The organism is Streptosporangium subroseum (assembly GCF_900188345.1).
In the GTDB taxonomy this organism is placed as follows: domain Bacteria; phylum Actinomycetota; class Actinomycetes; order Streptosporangiales; family Streptosporangiaceae; genus Streptosporangium; species Streptosporangium subroseum.
The window spans coordinates 94,238-119,055 of the sequence record NZ_FZOD01000005.1 but is presented as its reverse complement, the minus strand read 5'-3'; the positions used below and the strand labels follow the sequence as shown (position 1 = coordinate 119,055).

Below are 24,818 nucleotides of genomic sequence, written 5' to 3'. Positions count from 1 at the left end.
AGCCGGCTTCCCATCCGGCCGATGGGGCGTCGCGTGGTCAGGTGGGGTTAGCAAGGGGCCGGGAAGGGCACAGCAAAACTACGCATGGTATGCGGTCATCTCCGTAGCGTATTTTTCCTCAGGAGCCCCTCAAGGAGCCCCCGTGCATTTCCGCCACAGATGGGAGATCGTCGAGACCATCGGCCGGGTGATCACCCAACGCTGCGTGATCTGCGGCAAGACCCGAGTCCGGGTGACCTGACCGGCCACGATGATCGCTGTTCCCAGACCGCGAGTCCCATGGCGCTCGCCGTCTCTCCGCTTCGGAACACCCGCTCTTCTTGCGGAAGCGCCCGCTTCCCCGTCCGGGGCGCCCGCTCTTCCCGTACGGAACGCCCGCTCTCTTTACGCGGAACGCCCCCTCGTTCGGACGCCCGCTATTTCCCCGGCTCGGGATGGGTGACACGACAGTCGGAGTCGTCCGGGCCGAGGATGTTGGCCAGGACGGGATTGCCGTTCTCCCCGAACTCCGCCTGGACGAAGACCACGGGGTTGGGCTTGCCGAGCTCTCCGACGAGATAGTCCCGGCCCGCCTCGCAGAGTTTGATCGCCTGCTTCGAGTTGCTCGCCGAATCGGGCAGATCCGTATAAATCCTGAGATAGCCACCGACGATCCGGATGTCCTTGACCCGCTTGGTCTCCTTCCGGCTCTCGAAGTAGGCGACCGCCTCCTTGTCGGTGTGCTTGGACGGCCCCGCCGCCTCGTCCTCGCTCGCCTGCCGCTTCTTGTCGGCGCTCTTGGAGGACCCCGCGCCCTCGTCCTTCTTCTCCAGCTCACCGGCCGCCACCGGGCCTCCCCCGACCGCCTTCGGCGGGGCGGACGGCGCCGCCGAGGCCGCCGAGGCCGCGTTGGCCGCCCCTGCGCCCTGCTCCGACGAGTCTCCCCGCAACCACGGTCCGCCCAGCGCGAGACCCCCGACCGTCAGCGCGGCCACCCCCACTGAAATCTCAAGAACCCATGATCGGGACTTCTTCCTACGGCGTCCGCGTGCGCGCCCCGTGGACCGTGCCAAACCTTCGCCCCCTTTCACCCTCGGCTTCTATATAAACAGGTGATTTTCCCTGAGTATCGCAAAAGCAAAGGATGATATGGACGTTCCACCGGATTATTTCAGGGTGATATCCACCACGGGCACCACCTGTACCTCGGGAAACAACGATCCCGCCGCCCACAGGACGCTTGGGTCCGTGGCGACGGGATGCGCGGGGCCGTACCGGCCGGAGACGGGTGACAAGGTGTGCCGGCCGGCCCGGGAAGGACGGATCCGCATCCGGCCGGAGACCGGTGACGAGACGTGCCGGCCCGGGAGAGGCAGGGCCGCGTCCGGCTGGAGACGCGGCGCCCGGCCGGTTACGGCAGGGCGGCGATCAGCTCGCGGGTCGGCTTCTTGACGCCCGTGTAGAAGGGGGTCTCCTCCCGGGTGTGCCGCCGGGCCTCGGCTCCGCGCAGGGTCCGCATCAGGTCGACGATGCGGTGCAGCTCATCGGCCTCGAACGCCAGCATCCACTCGTAGTCGTTCAGGGAGAAGCAGGCGACGGTGTTGGCCCGGACGTCGGGATAGTCGCGCGCCATCTTGCCGTGCTCGGCGAGCATCCGGCGACGGTCGGCGTCATCCAGGAGGTACCACTCGAGGGAGCGCACGAACGGATAGACGCTCACGTAGGCGCGCGCCTCCTCGTCGGCCAGGAAGGCCGGGATGTGCGACTTGTTGAACTCGGCGGGGCGGTGCAGCGCCATCGCCGACCAGACCGGCTCGCTCAGCCGCCCCAGGCCGGTGCGACGGAAACGGGAGTAGGTCTCCTGCAGGTCCTCGGCCGTCGGGGCGTGCCACCAGAACATGAAGTCGGCGTCGGCCCGGAACCCGGCCACGTCGTACAGGCCGCGGGTGACCACGTCCTTCTGGGCCATCTGGGCCATCAGGTCCTCGACCTCTTCGGCCATGCCCTCCCGGTGCCCCGGGCAGGGCTCGCTCAGCCTGAAGACCGACCACATCGTGTAGCGGATCACCTGATTCAGGTCACGTGCCTTGGGCCGCGCGTTCCCGTCCGTCGTCCTCACCCCTTTGTCAGCGAATCGGCTTCTCGGTGCCATTCTCCCGCCGGATCCAGGTGGTCCAGAATCCGGGCCGCCGCCGTGCGGGCGGTGGAGATACAGGCGGGAATGCCGAGGCCATCGTATGCGGCCCCGCACAGGGCCAGACCGGGCTGGGCGGCGACGGCCGCGCGGATGCGGGCGATCCGGTCGAGGTGGCCCACGTCGTACTGCGGCAGGGAGCCGCCCCAGCGGGTCACCCGGGAGTCACGGGGCAGCCCGCGCACGCCCATGACCTCGACCATCTCGGCCATCGCCAGGGCGACCAGCTCGGCGTCGTCACGCTGGAGCACGGCCTCCTCACCGATCCGGCCGATCGAGCAGCGCAACAGGATCAAATTGGGGTCGGTCTCGGCCAGGTGCGGCCACTTGACCGAGCTGAAGGTGGCGGCCTTGATCGCCCGCCCGTCGACGGGCGGGACCAGGTAACCGCTGCCGGTCGGCGGCTCGGGGAACGCCTCGCGCGGGTAGGCGAGGGTGACGATGGCCATGCTGGCGTACTCGATCCTGGCCAGCTCGGCGGAGGCCTGGGGCACCTCGGCGGCGAGCAGGCGGCTCGCCGCGGGGCCCGGGGCGGCGACGATCACCGCGTCGGCCTCGATGATCTCCGGCTGGGGCACCGGTCCGGCCACCAGCCGCCAGCCGCCCTCGGTCCGCCGTATCTCCCTGACCATGACCCCGGTCCTGATCTCCGCGCCCGAGGCGGCGGCCACGGCCTCCGGCAGGCTGCCCATCCCCCTTCGCAGGGTGGTGAAGACGGGTCCGGTGTTCTTGGGCGTCTTGGCGATGATCTCCCGTGCCGCGTCGAGCAGCGACCTCTCGGACCTGGCCGCGATGGCGATCTGCGGCATCGTCGCGTCCAGCGACAGTCGCTCGGCCGTGCCGGCGTAGACACCGCCGAGCAGCGGCTCGATCAGCCGCTCGACCACCTCGGCGCCCATCCTGGCGCGGATGTAGGCGGCCACCGACACGTCGGCGGTGACGCGCGTCTCCGGGAGGATCTGGTCCAGCGGCACGCGGGCGAGGCCGCCGAGGCTGAGGATGCCCGACTTGGCCAGCATGGTCACGTCCGACGGCACACCCATGACGTGTCCCTTGGGCATCGACCGCATCGTGCCCCGCGTCAGGATGCCCGCCTGGGTGGTGCCGGGGAGCCGCAGCTCGTCGTCCAGGCCGACCATCCGGACCAGGTCCTTGCCCTCGGGCCGCCGGGCGAGCATCGCCTCGGCGCCGGCGTCCATCGAGACCCCCGCGACCTCGGTGGCGTGGAGCTTGCCCCCGATCCGCTCGGCGCCGTCGACGACGGTCACCCGGACGCGTTCGCCGCCCTGCCGCAAGTACCAGGCGGCGGCCAGCCCGGCGATCCCGCCGCCGACGACCACCACATGCCACCGGTTGCCTTCCATGGCTCCGACCGTACCGTCACCCGCGCGCGGTCGTGTGTCCCCCCGGCCTCCGGCGCCTCGTCCACCACTCAAACCATGCCCAGGCCGCCCGCCCCCGCCCGGTCCTGCTTCCTCCCGCCTCCGTGACCCGGCGGCACCGAGAACGTGACGCCATCGTGACTGCCTGTTCCAAACCCCGCCGCCACCGGACCCGTCACAAGAGCATGAACAGATTCCGGTACGGCCCGCGCCTCGCGATCCCCCTCGCCGGCCTGGTGTTGCTGTTGTCCGCCTGCTCGGGCTCAGAGTCCACGAGCGGGATGTCCTCCACGAGCGGAGCGGCGGCACCCGCCGCCGGCATGGCGGGCGCGGACAGCGGCACCGTCGCGAAGCCCCAGGCAGGGGAATCACAGACCGACCAGTCGAAGACCAGCCAGGTGAAGGTGGTCCCGCAGGATCGGGCGATCATCTACACGGCGGAGATGACGGTCAGGGCCAAGGACGTCACCGTGGCGTCCGACAGGGCCCGGCAGATCGTCACCGCCGCGGGCGGCTACCTGGCCATGGAGAAGTCGGGCTCCTACTCCGGCGGCGAGGGCTCCGCGAACCTGGTCTTCAAGGTCCCGCCCGGCGTCTATCCCAGCACCGTCGACCGCCTGGGCAAGGAGCTCGGCGCGCGTGAGTCGCTGCAGCAGAACACCGAGGACGTCACCGAGCAGGTGGCCGACGTGGAGAGCCGCCTGAAGTCGGCGAAGGCCGCCCTGGACTCCCTGCGCACGCTGATGAAGAGGGCCGAGACGATCGGCCAGGTGCTGGAGGTCGAGCGCGAGGTCTCCAACCGAGAGAGCGAGCTGGAGTCCCTCCAGGCCAGGCAGAAGTCCCTCGCCTCGCAGACGAGCATGGCGACGCTGACGCTGAACCTGGTCGGCCCGGCGACCGTGATCCCCGAGGTCGAGGAGGAGCCCTCCGGCTTCCTCGCCGGGCTCAAGGCGGGCTGGAGCGGCTTCGTCACGGCCGTCAAGGTCGCCCTGACCGTCCTGGGCGTGCTGCTGCCCTGGCTGCTCGTGATCGTGCCCGCCTGGCTGCTGGTGGCCTTCGTGCTCCGCCGCAACAGGAGGAACGAACCGCCGCGGGCTCCACAGCCCACCGTCCGTCCGGGCGAAACCGAGCGGGAGGAGGACCCGGTTCCGTACGAACGGTCATGACCCGCGCCCGCGGTGCTCGCGGGCGGCCCCTCCGGGCCGGAGACGGGCCCGGAGACGGGGGGTCAGCGGGCCGAGGCCTCGTGCACAAAATCCGTGAGGCGGGCGAGCTGGTCGGGGTCGGTGCTGGGCAGCACGCCGTGGCCGAGGTTGAAGACGTGTCCCTCGGCCTTGGCCGCGCGGGTGAGGATGTCGCTCGCGCGGCGCTCCACGACCTCCCAGGGGGCGAACAGGATCGTCGGGTCCATGTTGCCCTGCAGCGCCTTGCCGGGGCCGACCCGCCGGGCGGCCTCGTCGAGCGGGACCCGCCAGTCGATGCCGACCACATCGGCCCCGGCCTCGCCGAGCAGGCCGAGCAGCTCGCCGGTGCCGACGCCGAAGTGGATGCGCGGGGCGCCCAGGTCGGCCAGGCCCGCGAAGATGCGGCTGGTGTAGGGGAGGACGAACTCCCGGTAGTCGTCGGGCGACACCGCGCCGACCCAGGAGTCGAAGAGCTGGACGGCGGAGGCTCCGGCGGCGAGCTGGACGCGCAGGAACCCGAGGGTGATCTCGGTCAGCCGGTCCATCATGGCGTGCCACAGGTTCGGCTCGCCGTACATCATGGCCTTGGTGTGGTCGTGGTTCTTGGAGGGCCCGCCCTCGATCAGGTAGGACGCCAGGGTGAACGGCGCGCCCGCGAAGCCGATGAGCGGGGTGGCTCCCAGCTCCTTCGTCAGCGCCTGGACGGCCTCCGTGACGTAGGAGACGTCGTCGGGCTCGATCGGGCGCAGAACCTCGAGCGCGGCGGCGTCCCTGATCGGAGCGGCCACCACCGGGCCGATTCCGGGCTTGATGTCGAGGTCGACGCCGATCGCCTTGAGCGGCACCACGATGTCGCTGAAGAGGATGGCCGCGTCCACGCCGTAACGACGGACCGGCTGCATCGTGATCTCCACGATCAGGTCCGGGGTGGCGCAGGCGGTGAGCATCGCCACGCCTTCGCGCAGAGCCCGGTATTCAGGCAGCGAACGGCCGGCCTGACGCATGAACCACACAGGCGTGTGGGAAACGGGCTCGCGGCGGCAGGCGCGCAGGAACGGAGAGTCGGCAAGCTCGGGAGTCACCCCCCCAGGGTGCCACGTCAAAGGGCCGGTCCGCTCATCAAGGCTGTTGACCGGCGCACTGAGTACGAAATCACCGGTTATTCGATGAGATTGCGCCTAACAACACATAGACAGTTCCAAGTGCCGATAATGATCGCGTCTTACCCGTTTGGAGTACTTCGTCCTCCAAAACCCGATGTCAGCACGCCTTAGGCGGCGCTGGACGGCACGACACGATCATGTTTCCGGGTACAGTTCCTCCCATTGGGGAATCTGGCCCAGCCCCCGGCTGGTCCAAATGTTCGCCAAGTCACCGCGCGGCATCGATTCCTACACCACTTTCGGGACACGCCGAGCACGCTGCGCGGAAATGTCGGCGCGACGTGCCAACGTCGGACCACGACCCGACGAAAGGCCCGTGCGATGTCCACAATGTGGAGTTCACCCGAACGTCGCGGTGAGCACTGTGCTTCCTGTGCCGACGAGCGGGTTTTCGAGCAACCACCCTGCCTCGACGGCCACCAACCGGGCGAATGTCCCGAGTGGGCCTGCGTCGAGTGCGGTCACGCGCTCTTCCTGGGAGTTCCCCACGGCGGAGGCGCGTCCGCGTCCCGCAGGTCGATGGCAGCGGCTTGATCGGCTCCCATGGCTTCTACACGCACCCCAGTGGTCCCCATGCGCTCAGTTTCGACCTACTCTTCCGATATGACCCTCGGTGATGCGCCGCCCGCTCCCGCCGCCTTCCGGCGCGCGGCGGCCAGCATGCGCCCGGCGGAGGTCAGGCCGGAGATCGAGCTGGAGGACATTCCAGCGCCGCAGCGCCTGGCCCCCTACTCGGCCGCCATCGGCGCCTCGGTCTACCGCGACGACGACGAGCTCGCGGTCGGCCGCCTCATCATGCTCTTCGACCCGGACGGCCAGCGCGGCTGGGACGGCCAGTTCCGTCTCGTCGCCTACGTCCGGGCCGACATGGAGCCCGAGATCACCGAAGACCCGCTGCTCGGCCCCGTCGCCTGGAGCTGGCTCACCGAGTCGCTCGAAGCGCACGACGCCGGTTACACCGCCGCCGGGGGCACCGTCACCAGAGCGGTCTCCGAGGGCTTCGGCAACAAGGCCGAAGATCCGGTGACCACGGAGCTGGAGTTGCGCGCGTCCTGGTCCCCGCTGCAGGAGGACCTCTCCGGGCACGTCGCGGCCTGGTGTGACCTGATGTGCCTAGCGGCGGGCATACCACCCCTGCCACCCGACGTGACGGCGCTGCCGTCGCGTCGTCGCGAGGATCCGGAGCCCTTTCGAACGTGACCGACGAGACGACCGTAGTTCCGCTGCTGGAGCCCCGAGACGGAATACCACCGGTCATCGAGGGCCCGGCCGACCTCGCGCGCGTCGTGCGCGCCTTCGCCGAGGGCACCGGCCCCGTCGCCGTGGACGCCGAGCGTGCCTCCGGCTACCGCTACAGCGGCCGCGCCTATCTCGTACAGCTGCGCCGCACCGGCGCGGGCAGCGCTCTGATCGATCCGACCTACTGCCCGGACCTGTCGGAGCTCGACGCCGCGCTGGCCGACGCCGAGATCGTCCTGCACGCGGCCTCCCAGGACCTGCCGTGCCTGGCCGAGCTGAACTTCCATCCGCGTGAGCTGTTCGACACCGAGCTGGCCGGCCGGCTGCTCGGCTACGAGCGGGTCGGGCTCGGCCTGATGGTGGAGAACGTCCTCGGGCTCAAGCTGGAGAAGGGTCACTCGGCCGCCGACTGGTCCACCCGTCCGCTGCCGGAAGACTGGCTGCGTTACGCGGCGCTCGACGTCGAGGTCCTGATCGAGCTCCGCGACATCCTCTACCAGGAGCTGAAGGACAGCGGGAAGCTGGCGTGGGCACAGGAGGAGTTCGCCGCCGTGCTGGCCCACAAGACCCCCGGCCCGCGCACGGATCCGTGGCGGCGCACCTCCGGCATCCACAAGGTCCGCTCGCTGCGCGGGCTGGCCGTGGTCCGGGAGCTGTGGACGCTCCGCGACGAGTTCGCCCGCGAGTCGGACGTCGCTCCCGGCCGGGTCCTGCCCGACTCCGCGATCGTCTCCGCCGCCCTGGACATGCCCCGCACCACCAAGGCGCTCACCGACATCGCCCCGTTCACCGGCCGCAGCGCCCGCCGGCACCTGCGCGAGTGGCTGGCCGCCATCGGCGCGGCCCGCGCGCTGCCGGACTCGGAGCTTCCGCAGCCCAGCGCGGCGGGAGACGGACCTCCGCCCGCCAACCGGTGGATGGACCGCGACCCCGTGGCCGCCCGGAGACTGGCCGCCGCCAGGGCCGTGGTGGCCGCGCTCGCCGACGAGCACCACATGCCGACCGAGAACCTGATCCAGCCCGACTCCGTACGCCGCCTGACCTGGGAGCCCCCACCGGTCATCAGCGACGAGACCGTCGCCGCCCGGCTCCGTGAGCTCGGAGCCAGGGAGTGGCAGATCGAGCTGACCGCACACCCGATGGCCAAGGCCCTCATCCGCCTGGAGACCAAGGGCGAGGTCTGATCCGACCGCGAGCCGGCCCCTTTACAAAGTAGATCATAATTTCTTCCGCGGGAATCCGACGGCCCGCCGGTTCGGAGGCCCGACGCAGGGTCACAGGCCCGGGCCCGGGCCTGTGACCCATGAGCTTGTTCAGCAGGTGGCGAGCATGCTCTGCAGGGCGCTCTTCTCGGCGCTCTGCAGCTTCAGCTTCCAGTAGTACTTCACCTGGATCCACGCCCTGGCGTAGGTACAGCGGAACGAGGCGACCGACGGCTGCCACGTCGTCGGGTCCTGATCGCCCTTCGACTGGTTGACGTTGTCCGTCACGGCCCACAGCTCGGGCCCGCCCAGGTCGTTGGCGTAGGTCTGCCGCTGCGCGCTGGTCCAGGCGTAGGCGCCGGACCGCCAGGCTTCGGCGAGCGGCACCATGTGGTCGATGTCGACGTCACTCGCGGCCGTCCAGGTGGCGCCGTCGTACGGGGAGTACCAGCTGCCCGAGGTGGGCGCGCAGTTGGAGCCGGCGACCACGCCGACGCCGTCCCTCTTGAGGACGGTCTCCCTGGTGTTGCACGCGCCGCTGATGGTTATCCAGTGGTTGAACAGTGACCGGTCGTAGGAGGACTGGTTGGTTTCCGGAGCGACGGTGAGCGTCGCGAGCCGGGTGGCGGCGGTGGCCGCCGAGGGAATGCTGGGCGGGGTGGCCGACGCCGTTCCCGTGGTCAGGGAGAGCGTGAGAAAAGTCGCTGTGAGGGCAGCGAGAACCGCGGTGACGACTCGTTTCACGAGTGGCCCCTTCTGTCCGCCACCTCGGCCAGTCGGGGGGTCTGGGCTCTGCGAGGCGGGACAGACGGAACTTCTCAAGTCCTGACAAATACAGAAATGTCAGGGTTTGACGATGAGTCAAGGCGCGTTTGGTCGGATCATGCCTCTGATTCGCGAAAGAGCCCTTACGACCTGCTGCGATGCCCGGATGGAAACGACCGGACGACGCCTAACAGCGCCGAACGCGCCGTGAAACTCTGGTAAACAACCTTGCACTGGCCTCCGACTACGCCGGGCCATGTGGCCAGAAGGCACAGAGGAAAAGGGCCGGGAAGAAAACCGCTGGGCGGCGAGACACGGGGCGAATCCGTTCGATCGCACATTCCGCCCGGCTCGGGCGAACGGGACCGACCCTTCCCTTCTCCGGCGAACCGAGCCGCGTCCGGCGGCCGGAGAACGCCGGACCCTCAGGTGGCGAACCCGGCCAGCAGGTCGTCCAGCCCCGCCTTGACGCGCTCGACCGTCACCCCGCAGCCGCGCAGGCGGTGTGCGAGCAGCGGGGCGGCCAGTGGAGCCAGAAGGGCGTCGGCCAGAACGTAGGCGTCGGCGCCGGGCCTGGCCTGGGTGACGAGCATCGACAGGTGAGCGTGGTAGCCGTCGTAGGCGCCGCCGAAGCGGGCGAACGGGGCCGCGGTCTCGGCCATCAGCAACAGGTCCAGTTGCTCCACGGTCCTGTCGGTCAGAGCGTGCAGGAAGGCGCTGATGCGGGCGAACACCCCGGCGCCGGGCCCGAGGGGTGGCGGCCCCTCGATGAAGGCCTCCTGGAACTCGCGCTCTCGCTCGTCGATGAGCGCGTAGGCCAGCCCCGAACGATCACCGAACCGGCGGTACAGCGTGCCGACACCGACCCCCGCGGCGGCGGCCACCTCCGCCATCGACAAGCCCTCGACACCGTGAGCGGCGACGATGTCAGCGGCGGCGGCGAGGATCTTCACCCGGTTACGCGCCGCGTCGACCCGCTCGCGTCGCGGGTTCGTGACGAGATTCACGATCACAGGCTACTGGAGGACTTGCAAGCGGAATCAGTTCCGTTTTAAGGTTAAGCGGAACTTATTCCGCTTAAGGGAGACGCCATGGCACGCAGAGTCGCGCTCGTCACCGGAGGGAGCCGTGGGATCGGCGCCGCCATCGCCCTGCGACTGGCCGCCGAAGGCACCGACGTGGTGATCACATACACGCGCTCGGCGGAGCGGGCGGCAGCGGTCGTCAAGGAGATCGAGGCCGCCGGTGCCCGCGGGCTGGCCGTGGCGATGGAGGCCGCCGACGCCGGCATGCTGGTCTCGGCGGTCGAACGCACGGTCGCCGAGTTCGGGCGGATCGACATCCTGGTCAGCAACGCCGGTGTCGCCCCGTTCGGGCCGCTGCACGAGGTGACGCTCGCCGAGGTCGACAGCACCCTCGCGATCCACTCCCGCGCCTCGTTCGTGCTGGCCCAGGCGGCCGCCCGGCACATGGGCAGGGGAGGCCGGATCATCTGCATCGGCAGCAGTCTCGCCGAACGCGTGCCGTACCCGGGATGGACTCTCTACGCGATGAGCAAGTCCGCGTTGACCGGCCTGACCAAGGGGCTCGCCAGGGACCTGGGCCCCCGGGGCATCACGGCGAACCTCGTCCATCCCGGTTCGACCGACACCGAGATGAACCCGGCCGACAGCCCGGACGCGGAAGAGGAGCGACGTTTCACCGCCCTGGATCGTTACTGCAGCCCCGGCGACATCGCCGCCACCGTCGCCCATCTGGCGGGCGAAGGCGGCAGGAACATCACCGGAGCCGCCATCACCGTCGACGCCGGCACCACGGCCTGACCGCCATGGCCTGGGCTCTGCTCTTCCTGGCGGCCGTGCTGGAGATCGTCTGGGCCACCGCGCTCGAGCGCTCGGACGGATTCACCCGGCCCTGGCCGACGGTCGTCGGGGTGACGGCGGCGGCCCTGAGCTTCGTCATGCTCACCTTCGCGCTCAAGACGCTGCCCATGGGCACCGCGTACGCCGTCTGGGTCGGGCTCGGCGCGCTCGGAGTCGCCGTCGCGGGCATCGTGGTCCTGGGCGAAAGCGCGGCGCCCGCCCGGCTGGCCTGCCTGGCGCTCATCCTGATCGGCGTCATCGGCCTCAAGCTCCTGGACGGGTGACGGACCGGGCGCCGCCCGTGTGAGAACGGTGGGCGGAAAGTGCGCGGCTCACCCCCCGGTCGCGACGGGCATGGCCGGGGGGTGGGCGCCGACCGGGTCCCCGGAGCAGGCGAGATCGGATGAGTCTTGCCGAAGACATGGCGGCTGCCGTACCGTATGATGGAAAGCGCTTTCCCTAGGAGGCCCGAAAAGATGTCCCCGCGAAGCATCGGTGTCGTGATGAACGGTGTCACCGGCCGCATGGGTTACCGCCAGCACCTGGTCCGGTCGGTTCTGGCGATCAACGAGCAGGGCGGCGTGGCGCTGGCCGACGGCAGCCGGATCATGCTCAAGCCGGTGCTCGTGGGCCGGAACCCCGAAAAACTGGCGAAGATCGCCGCCGACCACGGCATCGCCGGCTGGACCACCGACCTCGACGCGGCCCTGGCCGACGATGACAATCTCATCTACTTCGACACCCAGGTCACGCAGGCCAGGGTGAAGGCCGTCCTCAAGGCGGTGGAGGCGGGCAAGCACATCTACGCGGAGAAGCCGATCGCCGAGACGTTCAGCGACGCCCTGGCGCTGGCCGAGGCCGCGACCGCCAAGGGTGTGAAGAACGGCGTCGTGCAGGACAAGCTCTTCCTGCCGGGCCTGCTCAAGCTCAAGCGCCTGATCGACGGCGGCTTCTTCGGCCGGATCCTGTCGGTGCGCGGCGAGTTCGGCTACTGGGTCTTCGAGGGTGACTGGCAGGCCGCGCAGCGCCCGTCGTGGAACTACCGCGCCGAAGACGGCGGCGGCATCGTCCTGGACATGTTCCCGCACTGGGCCTACGTGCTGGAGAACCTCTTCGGCCGCATCCGGTCGGTCTACGCGCAGGCCGTCACCCACGTGCCCGAGCGGGTGGACGAGCGGGGCATGACCTACCCGGCCACCGCCGACGACGCCGCGTACGGCGTGTTCGAGCTGGAGGGCGGGATCATCGCGCAGATCAACTCCTCCTGGAACGTTCGAGTGAACCGGGACGAGCTGGTGGAGTTCCAGGTGGACGGCACGCACGGCAGCGCGGTCGCGGGCCTGCGCAACTGCCGCGTCCAGCACCGCGCCACCACTCCCAAACCGGTCTGGAACCCCGACCTGCCCGCCACCGCCCGCTTCCGCGACGACTGGCAGGAGGTGCCCGACAACGCCGAGTTCGACAACGGCTTCAAGATCCAGTGGGAGATGTTCATCCGCCACGTGATCGAGGACGCGCCCTTCCCCTACGACTTCGTCTCCGGCGCCCGCGGCGTCCGCATCGCCGAGCTGGGCCTGCGCTCCTCTGCCGAGGGGCTCCGGCTTCCCGTGGAGCCGTGATGAGAATCGCGCTCCCCGGCGGGGACCACACCCTGCGCGAGCCGGTGACCTGGGCCAGGCCCGCCGGTCCCGCCAGGAGCCGCATCGCCTACGCCGCCGCCCACGTGACCGCCGACCCGCTCGGCGACAACACCCCGGGCTCCCCCGCCGTCGTGGACTGGGAGACCACCCTGCGGTTCCGCCGCCACCTGTGGTCGTACGGCCTGCGGATCGCCGACGCCATGGACACCGCCCAGCGCAACATGGGCCTGGACTGGGCGGCCACCCGCGAGCTGATCCAGCGCAGCGCCGCCGAGGCCAAGGAGTTCGGCGACCCGGCGACGCTGGTGGCGTGCGGCGCCGGCACCGACCACGCGCCGCGGGCCCGGACACTGGACGAGATCGTGGCCGCCTACACCGAGCAGATCGAGACCGTGCGCGACGCCGGCGCCGGGGTCGTCCTCATGGCCAGCCGGCAGCTCGCCGCGATCGCGCGGGGCCCCGAGGACTACCACCGGGTCTACGGGCGGCTGCTGACCCAGACGGACCGCCCGGTGATCCTGCACTGGCTGGGTGAGATGTTCGACCCGCAGCTCGCGGGCTACTGGGGCTCGGGGGACGTGGCCGAGGCCACCGCGTCGTTCCTGGCGCTGATCCGCGAGCACGCGCCGATGGTGGACGGGGTCAAGGTCTCACTGCTGGACGCCGACCACGAGATCAGGCTGCGCGCGGCGCTGCCGAGGGGCGTCAGGCTCTACACCGGCGACGACTTCAACTACCCCTCGCTGATCAAGTCGGGGAGCCACGCGCTGCTGGGCATCTTCGACGCGATCGCCCCCGCGGCCGCGGCGGGTCTCCAGGCACTCGACGAGGGTGACTACGACCGGTACGACGAGATCATGGACCCGACGGTCCCGCTCTCCCGGAAGATCTTCGAGACACCGACCTACAGCTACAAGACCGGCATCGTCTTCCTGGCCTGGCTCAACGGCCACCAGAACGCCTTCACCATGATCAACGGCGCCCAGGCGGCCCGCTCGATTCCGCATCTGTCCGAGGTGTTCCGCCTGGCCGACCGGGCCGGGCTGCTGGTGGATCCCGAGCTGGCGGTCTACCGGATGAGGTCCCTGCTGGCGGTGAACGGATTATGAGCGGGCGGAGCGAACGTCGTTTCTCGCTGAACCAGTGGACCACCAAGCGGTGGTCGGTAGCCGAGGCCGTCGACGGGTGCGTGCGGCACGGCGTCGAGGCCATCGGCCTGTGGCGGCAGAACGTCGCCGAGCAGGGCCTGGACGAGACCGTGAAGCTGGTCGCGGACGCCGGGCTCCGGGTGTCGTCCCTGTGCCGGGGCGGCTTCCTCACCTCCGGCGGCCCGGAGGCCCTGGACGACAACCGCAGGGCGATCGACGAGGCCGCGGAGCTGAACGCCGCGTGCCTGGTCATGGTGGTCGGCGGCCTGCCCGGCGTGGTCCCCGGTGAGCCCCTGGGCACGATCTCCCGTGACCTGTCCGGAGCGCGGGAGCGGGTCGCCGAGGCGTTGGCCGTGCTGGCGCCGTACGCGGGCGAGCGGGGGGTCAGGCTGGCCCTGGAACCGCTCCATCCGATGTACTGCGCCGACCGGGCCGTGCTCTCCACGCTCGGTCAGGCCCTCGACCTCGCGGAGCCGCACCCGCCCGCGCAGGTCGGCGTCGTCGTCGACACCTTCCACGTCTGGTGGGACCCGCAGGTCTTCCAGCAGATCGCCAGGGCGGGCGGGCGGATCGCGAGCTACCAGGTGTGCGACTTCCTGTCCCCCCTCCCGGCCGACGTGCTGCTCGGCCGGGGCGTGATGGGCGACGGTGTGATCGACTTCGCCCCGCTGACCAGGGCCGTGGCCGAGGCGGGCTACACCGGGGACATCGAGGTGGAGATCTTCAACGCCGAGGTGTGGGCCGCCGACCCCGACGAGGTCCTGACCAGGGTCAGGACCAGGTTCGGCGAACTCATCGGAGGCTGACGCGGCCGGACGGCGCGAAGCGGCCCGCGCCGCAGTCCGCCCGGGGCCCCCGGGCCGCCCGGCCGCGGTCCACAAAGGTCCACAGAAGGCTGCGAAGGGTCGCGCCCGCGAAGTCCTCAGATCAGCTCGCGCGTGCTTTCCCGCAGGACGACCTCGCCGGCCACGGACTCCACCCGGATCCCCATGTCCTCCTCCAGGGCCAGCTCCAGCGCGCGGGCACCCATGTACGCGAGCGGCAGCCGTACGGTGGACAGCGCCGGAACCAGGTCCCGCAGCGTGACGATGTCGTCGAACCCCGCCACCGAGACGTCGTCGGGCACCCTGATCCCCCGATCCCTGAAGGCCGCCAGCGCGCCCACCGCCATCACGTCGTTGACCGCGAACACGCAGGTGGCGCCGGACACCTGGGACGCCGCCGTGTAACCGCCGTCCCGGTCGAAGGAGCCGTGCACGACCTGCGGCGCGGGCAGGCCGAGCGCGTCAAGGGCCCCGGCGAACCCCGCCACCCTGTCCCTGGCCGTGATCAGCCCGGGAGGGCCGGCGAGCACGGCGAAACGCCGGTGCCCCAACTCTGCGAGGGCCCGGGCCAGCGCGGCGGCGCCCTCGTGGTTGCTCGGCACCACCGTGTTCACGCCCAGCAGGTCCTGGCCCACGCAGGCCACCCGCCCTCCGGTGTCCCGGTAGCGATCGAGCTCCTCGCGGAGCCTGCGGGTCACGTGGGGGTCCGCGATCCGCGATCCGGCGAGCAGCACGGCGCAGACCCGCTGCGCGTTCAGGGTCGAGACGAAGGCGATCTCCCGTTCGGCGTCGCGATGCGTGGTTCCGACCATGACCATGAGCGCTTGGCTCTCGGCCACCCGCATGGCTCCGTCCGCGAGAGCCGCGAAGTAGGGGTCGGTGAGGTCGTGGACGACCAGCCCGATCACGTTGCTGGCTCCCTTGGCCAGGGTCTGCGCGGCCACGTTGGTGCGGTAGCCGAGCTGGGCGGCGGCCAGCTCCACCTTGGCGCGCAGCGAAGCTCCCACCTGCCGGGTGCTCCCGTTGAGCACCCGCGACGCCGTGGCGAGCGAGACGCCCGCGTGCCGGGCGACATCCTCGAGCGTGGCCACAGAAAACCTCCAGGAAAGCGTTTTCCAAACTGCCAGAGATGCTTTCTTCTCGCATTCCGAGCACATCGGCGAGGCGCGGCCCCAGACCCGCGCACGCCTGTAAGAAACAATCTACTTTCCTGTCCGTCCCGTCCCGCGATCTATCCGGGCACCTGGTCGCGTCAAGCGTTGTTACCGGCGAGTAGCATAGGGGTGAAGCAATCCAGCAACGAGGAGCGAACTCCGTGCCTTCGTCTCGTGACGTCGTATTCGTCGACGGTGTACGCACGCCTTTCGGCAAGTCGGGTCCCAAGGGCCTGTATGCCGGGACGCGCGCCGACGACCTGGTGGTCCGCGTCATCCGCGAGCTGATTCGGCGTAATCCGAACCTGCCGCCCGACCGCGTCGACGAGGTGGCCATCGCGGCCACCACGCAGATCGGCGACCAGGGCCTGACCCTCGGCCGCTCCGCCGCCATCCTGGCCGGGCTGCCCAAGAGCGTGCCCGGATACTCGATCGACCGCATGTGCGCCGGCGCCATGACCGCGGTGACCTCGCTCGCCGGGGGCATCGCCTTCGGCGCCTACGACGTCGCCATCGCCGGCGGCGTCGAGCACATGGGCCGCCACCCGATGGGCGAGGGCGTGGACCCCAACCCCCGTTTCCTGGCCGAGCAGCTCGTGGACGGCTCCGCCCTCGTCATGGGAATGACCGCGGAGAACCTGCACGACCGCTACCCGTCCATCACCAAGGACCGCGCGGACGCCTTCGCCCTCGCCTCGCAGGAGAAGGTCGCCAAGGCCTACTCCGACGGCAGGATCCAGCCCGACCTGGTGCCCATGGCGACCCGGTCGGCCGAGGGGGGCTGGGGTCTGGCGACGGTGGACGAGGCTCCTCGCCCCAGCACCACGCTCGACGGGCTCGGCGCCCTGAAGACCCCGTTCCGCCCGCACGGCCGGGTCACCGCCGGCAACGCCTCCGGGATCAACGACGGCGCGACCGGCTGCATCGTGGCCGCCTCCGAGGTCGCCGAGGAGCTGGGTCTCGCGCCCAAGATGCGCCTGGTCTCCTACGCCTTCGCGGGCGTGGATCCCGAGGTCATGGGCGTCGGGCCCATCCCGTCCACCGAGCGGGCGCTCCGCCTGGCCGGGCTGTCCGTCTCCGACATCGGCCTGTTCGAGATCAACGAGGCCTTCGCCGTACAGGTGCTGGCGTTCCTGGAGCACTTCGGCATCGCCGACGACGACGCCCGCGTGAACCCCTACGGTGGCGCGATCGCCTTCGGCCACCCGCTGGCCTCCTCCGGCGTGCGCCTGATGACGCAGCTCGCCCGCGAGTTCGGCGAGCGCCCCGACGTCCGGTACGGCGTGACCACGATGTGCGTCGGCCTGGGCATGGGCGGAACGGTCATCTGGGAGAACCTCAGCTGGGAAGGTAAGAAGTGACGGACATCAAGGAACTCTTCGCCGACGAGGTCGTCACCAAGGCGATCACCCGCGACGTGGAGCTGCCGTACGGCGCGGGCACCATGGCACTGATCACCCTGGACAACGGCCTGGACCACACCAAGCCGTCCACGTTCGGCCCCGGCGGCCTGACCTCGCTCGGCGAGGCCCTCGACGCGATCTCCGCCCGCGGCGACGTCGTGGCCGTGGGCGTCATCGGCAAGCCGTTCATCTTCGCGGTCGGCGCCGACCTCAACGGCGCCGCCCTGGTCTCCGAGCGGGACCAGGCACTGCGGATCGGCAAGCTGGGCCACGACGTGTTCCGCCGTCTCGGCGAGCTGGACGTGCCGTCGTTCGCGTTCGTGAACGGCGCGGCCATGGGCGGCGGCCTGGAGGTCGCGCTCCACTGCACCTACCGGACCATCTCCTCCGGCGTGCCCGCGGTCGCGACGCCCGAGTGCTTCCTCGGCCTGGTTCCCGGCTGGGGCGGCACGCAGTTGCTGCCCCGGTTGATCGGCCCGGCCGCGGCCATCAAGCTGATCATCGAGAACCCGCTCTCGCAGAACCGCATGATCAAGGGCAGGGACGCCTTCGCGTCGGGGATCGCCGACGCGATGTTCGAGCCGGCGGACTTCCTGGAGGAGTCGCTGCGCTGGGCCGCCCGGGTGCTGCGCGGCGACGTGAGCGTCTCGCGAACCGACCACACCGCCGATGACTGGTCCAAGACCGTCGCCGACGCCCGCTTCCTGCTCGACATGAAGCTGCACGGCGCCTCCCCCGCCCCCTACCGGGCGCTGGACCTGATCGAGCTGGCCCGCACCGCCTCCCGCGACGAGGGCTTCGACGCCGAGGACCAGGCCCTGGCCGACCTCCTCATGGGCGACGAGCTCCGCGCGGGCCTCTACTCCTTCGACCTGGTGCAGCGCCGGGCCAAGAAGCCCGCGGGCGCACCCGAGGCGGCCCTGGCCCGCAAGGTCACCAAGGTCGGCGTGGTCGGCGCGGGCCTGATGGCCTCCCAGATGGCACTGCTGTTCGCCCGCCGCCTGGAGGTCCCGGTCGTGCTGACCGACCTGGACCAGGCCCGGCTGGACAAGGGTGTCGGCTACGTCCACGCCGAGATCGCCAAGTTGCTCGGCAAGGGCCGCGTCTCCGCCGACCAGGCAAATCGGCTCAAGGCCCTGGTGACCGGCTCGCTGACCAAGGACGCGTTCGCGGACGCCGACTTCGTCATCGAGGCCGTGTTCGAGGACCTGGCGGTCAAGCGGCGGGTGTTCGCCGAGGTGGAGGAGGTCGTCTCCGCCGAGTGCGTGCTGGCCACCAACACCTCCTCGCTCTCCCTCACCGAGATGGCCTCCGGGCTGCGGCACCCCGAGCGCGTCGTGGGATTCCACTTCTTCAACCCGGTCGCCGTGATGCCCCTGCTGGAGATCATCCGGGGTGCCGAGACCGACGACGCGACGCTGGCCACGGCCTTCTCCGTCGGCCGATCGCTGAAGAAGTCGTCCGTGCTGGTCAAGGACGCGCCCGCGTTCGTGGTCAACCGGCTCCTGACCCGGTTCATGGGCGAGGTCATCGGCGCCGTCGACGAGGGCACCCCGCTGGAGGTCGCCGACCACGCGCTGGACGGGCTCGGCCTGCCGATGACCCCGTTCACGCTGCTGCAGCTCGTCGGCCCCGCCGTCGCGCTGCACGTGGCGGAGACCATGCACGAGGCCTTCCCGTCCCGCTACTCCGTGTCGGAGAACCTCGCCAAGCTGGTCGCGGCGGGCAAGCCCGGCGTCTACGCGCCCGACTTCTCACTGGACGCCGAGGCGGTGGCGCTCTTCTCCGGCGGGACCTCTCCGTCGACGGCGGAGGAGGTACGGCTGCGCGCGCTGCGGGCCCTCGCGGAGGAGATCCGCCTCATGCTCGACGAGGGTGTGGTCGCGGCGGCCCAGGACATCGACCTGTGCATGGTTCTCGGAGCGGGCTGGCCCTTCCACCTGGGCGGCATCACCCCCTACCTGGACCGGACCGGCATCTCCGACCCGCGCTTCCTCGCGCCGGGCGTTGCCTCACTCCCCGCCTGAGTCCTCGGCCTATCGGATCGCCGGGTAAAAAACCAGGAGAATCCTTGACGTGAAAAAACTCGGATCTTGATCCGGCAGAGGGAATCACCCCTCACATGAGAACCGTCATGATCGTGTCCGCGGGCGCGATGTTCGCGCTCGCGACCGCGCTGCCCACGACCGCCGCGCCCGTCTCGGACAATCGATCGTCGCCGCCCGTCTCGCCCGCTCCGGACGGCCGGTCTCAGCCGCCGGTGGCCGCCGTGCCCGCCGGGGAGGGCCGGTCCTCCCTGGCGCTCAGCGTCTCCGTCGCGGGTGCCCCGGCCAAGACCGCCTTCCTCGACTGCGACCGGGGTCACGGCGGCGGCGCGGCCCTCACCACGTCCTGCGACATGATCCGCAGGGTCGGCGGCGACCTGTCGAAGATGGCGTACGACATCGACATGATCTGCACCGACGAGTACGCCCCGCGCACGGTGAGAGCGATCGGCACCTGGGAGGGCAGGTTCGTCTGGTTCACCAAGACCTACGACAACGGCTGCGAGATGACCGCTCTCACCGGTGCCGTCTTCTCCATCTGAGCCGGCGGGTCAGCGCGGGGTCGCGGGGGCGAGGTGGAAGGTGTACTCGAGGGAGTGCCACGGGCCGTCCAGCTCCCGGCCGTCGGGCGCGGGGCCCTTGCGCTCGGGGAAGTCGACGACCAGTGCGTCCTTGACACCGAAGACCACGTCGGAGTCCTGGTGGGGGTCGCCGGCGACAAAGAGCTGGGTGACCAGGCGCTGCCGCCCCGGAGCGCTGATCATGAAGTGTACGTGCGCCGCCCGGTAGGCATGCCTGCCGGCGGCGTCGAGCATCTCCCCTACAGGACCGTCACCGGGGATGGGATACGCCGAGGGCAGGATCGACCAGAACTCCACCAGCCCTTCGGCGTCCGAGCGGAAACGTGCCCGCAGGGCGGGACCGTCGAGGTCATGGAGCTGGACGTCGTAGAAACCCTCGTCGTTGGACTGCCAGACGTCCACGACCGCGTCCGGCAGGGCGACGCCCTCCGGGTCGGTGATCCGTACCGAGGTCCACAGCGGTGTGCCGCTCATGCCCTGGGAGATGTCCGCCCCTACCGGTAGCGGCGGCGGGCCCTCGACGTAGAACGGGCCGAGCACGGCGGAGGGCGTGCTCTCGGCCGTACGAGAGTTGGTGAGCAGGTCGACGGCGCTGGAGACGCCGAGCGTGTCGGAGAGCAGGATGAACTCCTGCCGGGTGTCGCTGGACATCTGCCCGGTGCGGGTGAGGAACCCGATGGCGTACTGCCATTCGTCCTCGGTGAGGTCGTTGTCCGCCACGAAGCCGTGCAGCCGCCGGACCAGGTCGGTGAGCAACCGCCGCACTCGCGGGTCGGGGGTGCCGTCGAAGCTCGCCACCACCTGGTCGGTGAGTGTACGCAGCTCGGCGGTCGGCAGTGCCCGGCTCTCGGAGGCGGGCCCGCGTCCCTCCCAGGCGTCGCGGAGCAGCGCGGCGACGCCGTCTGCGGTGATCTCCCGGGGGTTGGGGTACGACGCGCCGACCGCGAGCTCGACCACCCTGGCCAGGTTCTCCTCGCGCAGGCCGAGCTCACCCAGCGAGACGGGCCCGTGCAGGGCTGAGACCAGGTCGTACACGGCGGCCGGCGCGTCCGCCGCGCCGAGGGCTCCGGCGATCCGCCGCATGGCGTCCGGCGCCGCCCCCGCGTTGTAGGCCATGACGTGCGGCAGGACGACCGTGTGGGTCGCGGCGTGCGGCAGGCCGAACGAACCGCCGAGGATGTGACACAGCCTGTGGTGCAGGCCCATGCCGACGGCGCCCAGGCAGGTGCCCGCCAGCCAGGCGGCCTGCAGGGCGTCCGCCCGTGCTTCGCGATCGGTGGGATCTGCTGCGATCCCGGGGAGGGCGGCGGACATCAGGGCGATCGAGCGCAGCGCCAGCTCGTCGGTCACCGGATTGGCCTGCGGTGCGTACAGCGCCTCGATCGCGTGGGCCATGGCGTTGACGCCGCTGGTCACCGAGATCGGCACCGGCAGGCCCAGGGTGAGGTCCACGTCGTAGACGACGGTCTCCGGCAGGATCTCCGGGGAGGACTGGGTGGTCTTGACCCCGTTGTCGGTCTCGCCGAGCACCGGCGTGACCTCGGAGCCGGCGTAGGTGGTGGGGACGATGATCTGCGGCAGGCCGGTGCGTACCGCCAGTGCCTTGGACAGACCGGTCGTCGAGCCCCCGCCGATCGCCACGACGCAGTCGGCGCCCAGCTCACGAACGAGGTCGAGGGCGGACGCGGTGACGTCGGTCGGGGTGTGCGCCACGGCCCGGGTGAACTCTCCGGCGGCCAGCGGTCCGAGCAGCTCCCGCGCGCGGGCGACCAGGCCCGCCTGGCGCGCGGTGGTCAGGACCACCGCGCGCGAGCAGCCCAGCCGTTCGACCTCCTCGCGCAGCCGAGCCAGCGTCCCGGCACCGAACACGACCCGTGCGGCCTGTCTGACGTAGGTGAATTCCTGCATGACTCGCTCCTGTCGCACGGCTGACTGTCACCACAAGTCTCGGGCCCGCGGGCGGGGAATCTCCTGCACGATCCCGCCGCCGGAGATGCACAAAAAGCGCGGGACCTCAGCCGCTCCGCCGCAGGGCGGCGGGAGTCCTGCCCAGCTGCGCCCGGAGCACGCGCGTGAGGTGTTCCTGATGGGAGAAGCCGCACCGAGCCGAGACGTCGGCGATGGGCAGCGTACTCGTGCGCAGCAGCCGTACGGCCTGCTCCACGCGCAGCCGCATCAGATACCGGTGCGGAGGTTGCCCGGTGCGGGCCTTGAAGGCGCGGGCGAACTGGCTGACGCTCAACCCCGCGACCTCGGCCATGTCCTTCAGCGGCAGGGCCTCGGAGATCCGGACGTCCAGGAGCTCCCGCACCGCGGCGAACCGCCTGTCCGTCAGCCCGGACGGACCCGCCGGTTCCGGGGACTCTCGGCGGCGCGTGCTGTGGTGCCGGGCCAGCTGCGCGGCGACCGCGACGGCCAGCTGGTCGGCATACGTCCGGTCGCCGGGCTGCCGGTCCCTGACGACCCGGTCCAGGGCCAGGACCAGCTGCTCCAGCAGCGGATCCGTGCCGCCGAACGCCTCTTCCAGCCGGACCGGCCGCCTTCCTTCTCCCGCCTCCTGAAGCGCCTCATCGGTCAGATACGCGTGCACGGTGTTCAGCGGTCCGCCCAGCTCGACGTTGAGCGTGGTCTCGGCGGGGTGCAGGAACAGTCCTCCGGCGGGCACCCTCTCCGTGGAGACGAGCCCGCGCCGCCCGCGTCGCACGGTGACCGGGCCGTCCAGATGCAGGACCATCAGGTGGCACGGCGCCCCGTCGAACGCGTCGTGGTAGGGAAGCTCCCGCTGGGTCGAGAGATACAGGCTCCCCCAGCCCAGACCCTCGCTTGTCCGGGCTGGGCGCACCCCCGGCCGCGTCAGGATGCCCTGGGTATCGCTCAGCCCCAGCTCCCCCGTCATGATGCCGTCCTCCTGCCCGTGCCGATCCCGCAGTTCACGATATAAGGCGTTTTGCACCCTTATCGGACACGAATCGAGCCACAGGTCGGTTCAGAGCAGGACATCCGCCCGGCGGCATCCCGGCGCCACGAGCCCCGGCTCTGATTCCCCATCGTTGTCCAGGCCAGGGCAAAAGATCACAACACAGGGCGCGGCTCTCGAATATTCGAACATACGAGCGGTTACATAGCTGGTGACGGGAACCGGTCGCCCGGCTGCCGCTGAATGAGAGGTCACCAAACACAAGGAGTCTCCCGATGCTGCTCACCACACGGGCCGCTGTCATCTTCGGTCTCGGAATAAGCGTCTCGGCCACCGCGGTGGCGCTGAAGCGCACCGAGGGGAAGTCGTGGCCGTCCTCACTCATGTACGGTGGCGCCACGTTCGGCGCGGTCGTCGTCTTCGCCAACAGCGTCATCTCTTGACCGCGGCGCGGGCCTGCGGACGACGACGCCGGCGAGGCGAACGACCCCGCCGGCGTCCGGATCGGCGGCGCCGCTACGACGCCGGAGCCTCGTTGGCGCTCGTAGGTCGCCGGTCCTCCGGAGAGTGCCCCGACAGCCTGCTGTGGCGGTAGCCGTACCCGATGTAGACCACGACCCCGATGAGCATCCACACGACGAACCTGAGCCAGGTCTCCACCGGCAGGTTGAGCATCAGGTAGAGGCAGGCCAGCACCGACAGGATCGGCACCAGGGGCACCAGCGGCGTCCGGAAGGAACGCGGCAGATCGGGGCGGGTGCGGCGGAGGATGACCACGGCGATCGAGACGATCACGAACGCGAAGAGCGTGCCGATGTTGACGAGCTCGGCGATCGTGGCCAGCGGCAGCAGCCCCGCCAGCAGAGCGACCACGACGCCCATGATGATGGTGATCAGGTACGGCGTGCGGTACGTCGGGTGGACCTTGGCCAGCCCGCCCGGCAGCAGGTTGTCCCGGCTCATCGCGAACATCACCCGCGACATGCCCAGCATGAGGATCATCACGACCGTCGTCAGCCCGGCCAGGGCTCCGATGCTGATCAGGGTCGCCGCCCAGGTCAGGCCGACCGCCTTGAACGCGTCCGCCAGCGGCGCGGACTCGCTGAGCCGCTGGTAGGGCTGTATGCCGACGACCACCAGGGAGACCGCGACGTAGAGGATCGTGCAGATGGCCAGCGAGGCGATGATGCCGATCGGCAGGTCGCGCCGGGGGTTGCGGGTCTCCTCGGCCGCGGTGGCGACCACGTCGAACCCGATGTAGGCGAAGAACACGATCGCCGCGGCGCTGAAGATGCCCAGGACGCCGAAGGCGACGGGGGTGACCCCGAACAGCACCTGGATCAGCGGCGCGGACAGGCCCTCCACCGCGGGGGTCTGCTTGGAGGGCGGGATGAACGGGACGTAGTTCTCCCGATTGATGAAGAACAGCCCCGCCACGATGACCAGGGCGATCACCGCGAGCTTGATCGAGACGATGATCAGGTTGACCCGGGACGACAGCTTGATCCCGATGACCAGGACCGCGGTGAGGATGAGCACGATCAGCGCGGCGGGCAGGTTGAACACCGGGTTCTCCCCGGCGATCACATCGGGCAGGGGGATCCCCAGGGACTCCAGCAGCGAGTTCAGGTAACCCGACCAGCCGACCGCGACGACCGCGGCGCCGAGCATCATCTCCAGCATCAGATCCCAGCCGATGATCCAGGCGGGAAACTCGCCGAGCGTGGCGAAGGCGAAGGTGTAGGCCGATCCCGCCACCGGCACGGTGGAGGCGAACTCGGCGTAGCAGAGCGCGGCCAGCGCGCAGACGATGCCCGCGACCACGAACGACAGGGCGACCGCCGGCCCGGACATCTCCCGGGCGACCCGGCCGGTGAGCACGAAGATGCCGGTGCCCACGATGACGCCGATACCGAAGACGGTCAGGTCGAGCGCGCTGAGGTCCTTGCGCAACCGATGTTCGGGAGCCTCGGTGTCCTGGACCGACTGTTCTACCGACTTGACGCGTAAAGCATCCATGCCGTTCACCTTGACCGTCCGGAGTCGTCGTTCTCTATGACTCAAGTCATGCCCACCCGGTCAACCGACGAACGGCAAACTCGGGGTTCTTCGGGGGAAAGTCCGGATGTCTCCGGG

Annotated in this window: 22 protein-coding genes; 12 read left to right on the top strand and 10 right to left on the bottom strand. The window is 70.2% G+C overall.

Annotated features, from left to right (window positions below):
• Positions 1 to 416: 416 nt before the first annotated feature.
• The 3 genes from CHC08_RS07140 to hemG all read right to left on the bottom strand — a co-directional run bounded on the left by CHC08_RS07140 (position 417) and on the right by hemG (position 3,537).
• Positions 417 to 974 carry a hypothetical protein gene (locus CHC08_RS07140; RefSeq protein ID WP_089206380.1) on the bottom strand — a complete coding sequence of 186 codons (558 nt, stop codon included), beginning with the start codon at positions 972 to 974 and terminating at the stop codon, positions 417 to 419.
• 416 nt (positions 975 to 1,390) lie between these two features.
• Entirely contained in the window at positions 1,391 to 2,098 is a 708-nt protein-coding gene (gene hemQ, locus CHC08_RS07135) for a hydrogen peroxide-dependent heme synthase (RefSeq protein WP_338055665.1), read from the bottom strand.
• Positions 2,095 to 3,537: a protoporphyrinogen oxidase gene (hemG, locus tag CHC08_RS07130; RefSeq protein ID WP_089206379.1), complete on the bottom strand. Its 1,443-nt coding sequence runs from the start codon at positions 3,535 to 3,537 to the stop codon at positions 2,095 to 2,097. Before hemG ends, hemQ begins: the two co-directional genes overlap by 4 nt.
• Before the next feature lie 203 nt (positions 3,538 to 3,740).
• On the opposite strand from hemG, the gene CHC08_RS07125 reads away from it, so the two are divergent.
• Positions 3,741 to 4,721 (top strand): DUF4349 domain-containing protein, encoded by a 981-nt coding sequence (locus tag CHC08_RS07125; protein ID WP_089206378.1) that lies wholly within the window; start codon positions 3,741 to 3,743, stop codon positions 4,719 to 4,721.
• Positions 4,722 to 4,783: 62 nt separating this feature from the next.
• Here CHC08_RS07125 and hemE read toward each other — a convergent pair whose 3' ends face one another.
• Complete coding sequence (gene hemE / locus CHC08_RS07120; protein WP_089206377.1) at positions 4,784 to 5,821, bottom strand: uroporphyrinogen decarboxylase; 1,038 nt, start codon at positions 5,819 to 5,821, stop codon at positions 4,784 to 4,786.
• Between the two features lie 684 nt (positions 5,822 to 6,505).
• On the opposite strand from hemE, the gene CHC08_RS07110 reads away from it, so the two are divergent.
• On the top strand, positions 6,506 to 7,102 hold the full coding sequence (locus tag CHC08_RS07110; RefSeq protein WP_089206376.1) for a DUF3000 domain-containing protein: 597 nt from the start codon (positions 6,506 to 6,508) through the stop codon (positions 7,100 to 7,102).
• Positions 7,099 to 8,325, top strand: a complete 1,227-nt coding sequence (locus CHC08_RS07105) for a ribonuclease D (RefSeq protein ID WP_089206375.1) — start codon at positions 7,099 to 7,101, stop codon at positions 8,323 to 8,325. The genes CHC08_RS07110 and CHC08_RS07105 overlap by 4 nt, the downstream gene beginning before the upstream one ends.
• 129 nt (positions 8,326 to 8,454) lie before the next feature.
• Here CHC08_RS07105 and CHC08_RS07100 read toward each other — a convergent pair whose 3' ends face one another.
• Positions 8,455 to 9,087: an HNH endonuclease family protein gene (locus CHC08_RS07100; RefSeq protein WP_089206374.1), complete on the bottom strand. Its 633-nt coding sequence runs from the start codon at positions 9,085 to 9,087 to the stop codon at positions 8,455 to 8,457.
• Positions 9,088 to 9,533: 446 nt separating this feature from the next.
• Positions 9,534 to 10,115 (bottom strand): TetR family transcriptional regulator, encoded by a 582-nt coding sequence (locus tag CHC08_RS07095; protein ID WP_245878177.1) that lies wholly within the window; start codon positions 10,113 to 10,115, stop codon positions 9,534 to 9,536.
• An 84-nt stretch (positions 10,116 to 10,199) separates the two neighbouring features.
• Here CHC08_RS07095 and CHC08_RS07090 point away from each other — a divergent pair, with 84 nt between their 5' ends.
• The 5 genes from CHC08_RS07090 to CHC08_RS07070 all read left to right on the top strand — a co-directional run bounded on the left by CHC08_RS07090 (position 10,200) and on the right by CHC08_RS07070 (position 14,564).
• On the top strand, positions 10,200 to 10,931 hold the full coding sequence (locus CHC08_RS07090) for an SDR family NAD(P)-dependent oxidoreductase (RefSeq protein ID WP_089206372.1): 732 nt from the start codon (positions 10,200 to 10,202) through the stop codon (positions 10,929 to 10,931).
• Between the two features lie 5 nt (positions 10,932 to 10,936).
• Positions 10,937 to 11,254: a DMT family transporter gene (locus tag CHC08_RS07085; protein ID WP_089206371.1), complete on the top strand. Its 318-nt coding sequence runs from the start codon at positions 10,937 to 10,939 to the stop codon at positions 11,252 to 11,254.
• A gap of 192 nt (positions 11,255 to 11,446) precedes the next feature.
• Positions 11,447 to 12,589, top strand: coding sequence for a Gfo/Idh/MocA family protein (locus CHC08_RS07080; RefSeq protein WP_089206370.1), 1,143 nt, complete (start codon positions 11,447 to 11,449; stop codon positions 12,587 to 12,589).
• The gene (locus CHC08_RS07075) at positions 12,589 to 13,719 is read left to right on the top strand and encodes a dihydrodipicolinate synthase family protein (RefSeq protein ID WP_089206369.1); all 1,131 of its coding nucleotides are present in this window, start codon (positions 12,589 to 12,591) and stop codon (positions 13,717 to 13,719) included. The genes CHC08_RS07080 and CHC08_RS07075 overlap by 1 nt, the downstream gene beginning before the upstream one ends.
• Complete coding sequence (locus CHC08_RS07070) at positions 13,716 to 14,564, top strand: sugar phosphate isomerase/epimerase family protein (protein WP_089206368.1); 849 nt, start codon at positions 13,716 to 13,718, stop codon at positions 14,562 to 14,564. Before CHC08_RS07075 ends, CHC08_RS07070 begins: the two co-directional genes overlap by 4 nt.
• 116 nt (positions 14,565 to 14,680) lie before the next feature.
• Here the strand turns inward: CHC08_RS07070 and CHC08_RS07065 are convergent, their stop codons facing one another.
• Positions 14,681 to 15,673 (bottom strand): LacI family DNA-binding transcriptional regulator, encoded by a 993-nt coding sequence (locus CHC08_RS07065; RefSeq protein ID WP_245878176.1) that lies wholly within the window; start codon positions 15,671 to 15,673, stop codon positions 14,681 to 14,683.
• 224 nt (positions 15,674 to 15,897) lie between these two features.
• On the opposite strand from CHC08_RS07065, the gene CHC08_RS07060 reads away from it, so the two are divergent.
• The 3 genes from CHC08_RS07060 to CHC08_RS07050 all read left to right on the top strand — a co-directional run bounded on the left by CHC08_RS07060 (position 15,898) and on the right by CHC08_RS07050 (position 19,726).
• Positions 15,898 to 17,097, top strand: a complete 1,200-nt coding sequence (locus CHC08_RS07060; RefSeq protein ID WP_089206366.1) for a thiolase family protein — start codon at positions 15,898 to 15,900, stop codon at positions 17,095 to 17,097.
• Positions 17,094 to 19,166, top strand: a complete 2,073-nt coding sequence (locus CHC08_RS07055) for a 3-hydroxyacyl-CoA dehydrogenase NAD-binding domain-containing protein (RefSeq protein WP_089206365.1) — start codon at positions 17,094 to 17,096, stop codon at positions 19,164 to 19,166. Before CHC08_RS07060 ends, CHC08_RS07055 begins: the two co-directional genes overlap by 4 nt.
• 95 nt (positions 19,167 to 19,261) lie before the next feature.
• Positions 19,262 to 19,726, top strand: a complete 465-nt coding sequence (locus tag CHC08_RS07050) for an SSI family serine proteinase inhibitor (protein ID WP_089206364.1) — start codon at positions 19,262 to 19,264, stop codon at positions 19,724 to 19,726.
• Positions 19,727 to 19,735: 9 nt separating this feature from the next.
• On the opposite strand, the gene CHC08_RS51285 is transcribed toward CHC08_RS07050, so the two are convergent.
• Both CHC08_RS51285 and CHC08_RS07040 read right to left on the bottom strand, forming a co-directional pair.
• A complete protein-coding gene (locus tag CHC08_RS51285) occupies positions 19,736 to 21,673 on the bottom strand; it encodes a maleylacetate reductase and hydroxyquinol 1,2-dioxygenase domain-containing protein (RefSeq protein WP_089206363.1) in 1,938 nt (645 codons plus the stop codon).
• Between the two features lie 106 nt (positions 21,674 to 21,779).
• A complete protein-coding gene (locus CHC08_RS07040; protein WP_089206362.1) occupies positions 21,780 to 22,661 on the bottom strand; it encodes an AraC family transcriptional regulator in 882 nt (293 codons plus the stop codon).
• 296 nt (positions 22,662 to 22,957) lie between these two features.
• Here CHC08_RS07040 and CHC08_RS49360 point away from each other — a divergent pair, with 296 nt between their 5' ends.
• On the top strand, positions 22,958 to 23,125 hold the full coding sequence (locus tag CHC08_RS49360; protein WP_162641950.1) for a hypothetical protein: 168 nt from the start codon (positions 22,958 to 22,960) through the stop codon (positions 23,123 to 23,125).
• Positions 23,126 to 23,198: 73 nt separating this feature from the next.
• On the opposite strand, the gene CHC08_RS07035 is transcribed toward CHC08_RS49360, so the two are convergent.
• Positions 23,199 to 24,701, bottom strand: a complete 1,503-nt coding sequence (locus CHC08_RS07035; RefSeq protein WP_089206361.1) for an amino acid permease — start codon at positions 24,699 to 24,701, stop codon at positions 23,199 to 23,201.
• Between the last annotated feature and the right edge of the window lie 117 nt (positions 24,702 to 24,818).

Coding starts and splice junctions, on each gene's coding strand:
- hemG (WP_089206379.1), bottom strand. CDS start 3,537: ATGGAAGGCAACCGGTGGCATGTGGTGGTCGTCGGCGGCGGGATCGCC.
- CHC08_RS07125 (WP_089206378.1), top strand. CDS start 3,741: ATGAACAGATTCCGGTACGGCCCGCGCCTCGCGATCCCCCTCGCCGGC.
- CHC08_RS07110 (WP_089206376.1), top strand. CDS start 6,506: ATGACCCTCGGTGATGCGCCGCCCGCTCCCGCCGCCTTCCGGCGCGCG.
- CHC08_RS07090 (WP_089206372.1), top strand. CDS start 10,200: ATGGCACGCAGAGTCGCGCTCGTCACCGGAGGGAGCCGTGGGATCGGC.
- CHC08_RS07085 (WP_089206371.1), top strand. CDS start 10,937: ATGGCCTGGGCTCTGCTCTTCCTGGCGGCCGTGCTGGAGATCGTCTGG.
- CHC08_RS07080 (WP_089206370.1), top strand. CDS start 11,447: ATGTCCCCGCGAAGCATCGGTGTCGTGATGAACGGTGTCACCGGCCGC.
- CHC08_RS07075 (WP_089206369.1), top strand. CDS start 12,589: ATGAGAATCGCGCTCCCCGGCGGGGACCACACCCTGCGCGAGCCGGTG.
- CHC08_RS07070 (WP_089206368.1), top strand. CDS start 13,716: ATGAGCGGGCGGAGCGAACGTCGTTTCTCGCTGAACCAGTGGACCACC.
- CHC08_RS07050 (WP_089206364.1), top strand. CDS start 19,262: ATGAGAACCGTCATGATCGTGTCCGCGGGCGCGATGTTCGCGCTCGCG.
- CHC08_RS51285 (WP_089206363.1), bottom strand. CDS start 21,673: ATGCAGGAATTCACCTACGTCAGACAGGCCGCACGGGTCGTGTTCGGT.
- CHC08_RS07040 (WP_089206362.1), bottom strand. CDS start 22,661: ATGACGGGGGAGCTGGGGCTGAGCGATACCCAGGGCATCCTGACGCGG.
- CHC08_RS49360 (WP_162641950.1), top strand. CDS start 22,958: ATGCTGCTCACCACACGGGCCGCTGTCATCTTCGGTCTCGGAATAAGC.
- CHC08_RS07035 (WP_089206361.1), bottom strand. CDS start 24,701: ATGGATGCTTTACGCGTCAAGTCGGTAGAACAGTCGGTCCAGGACACC.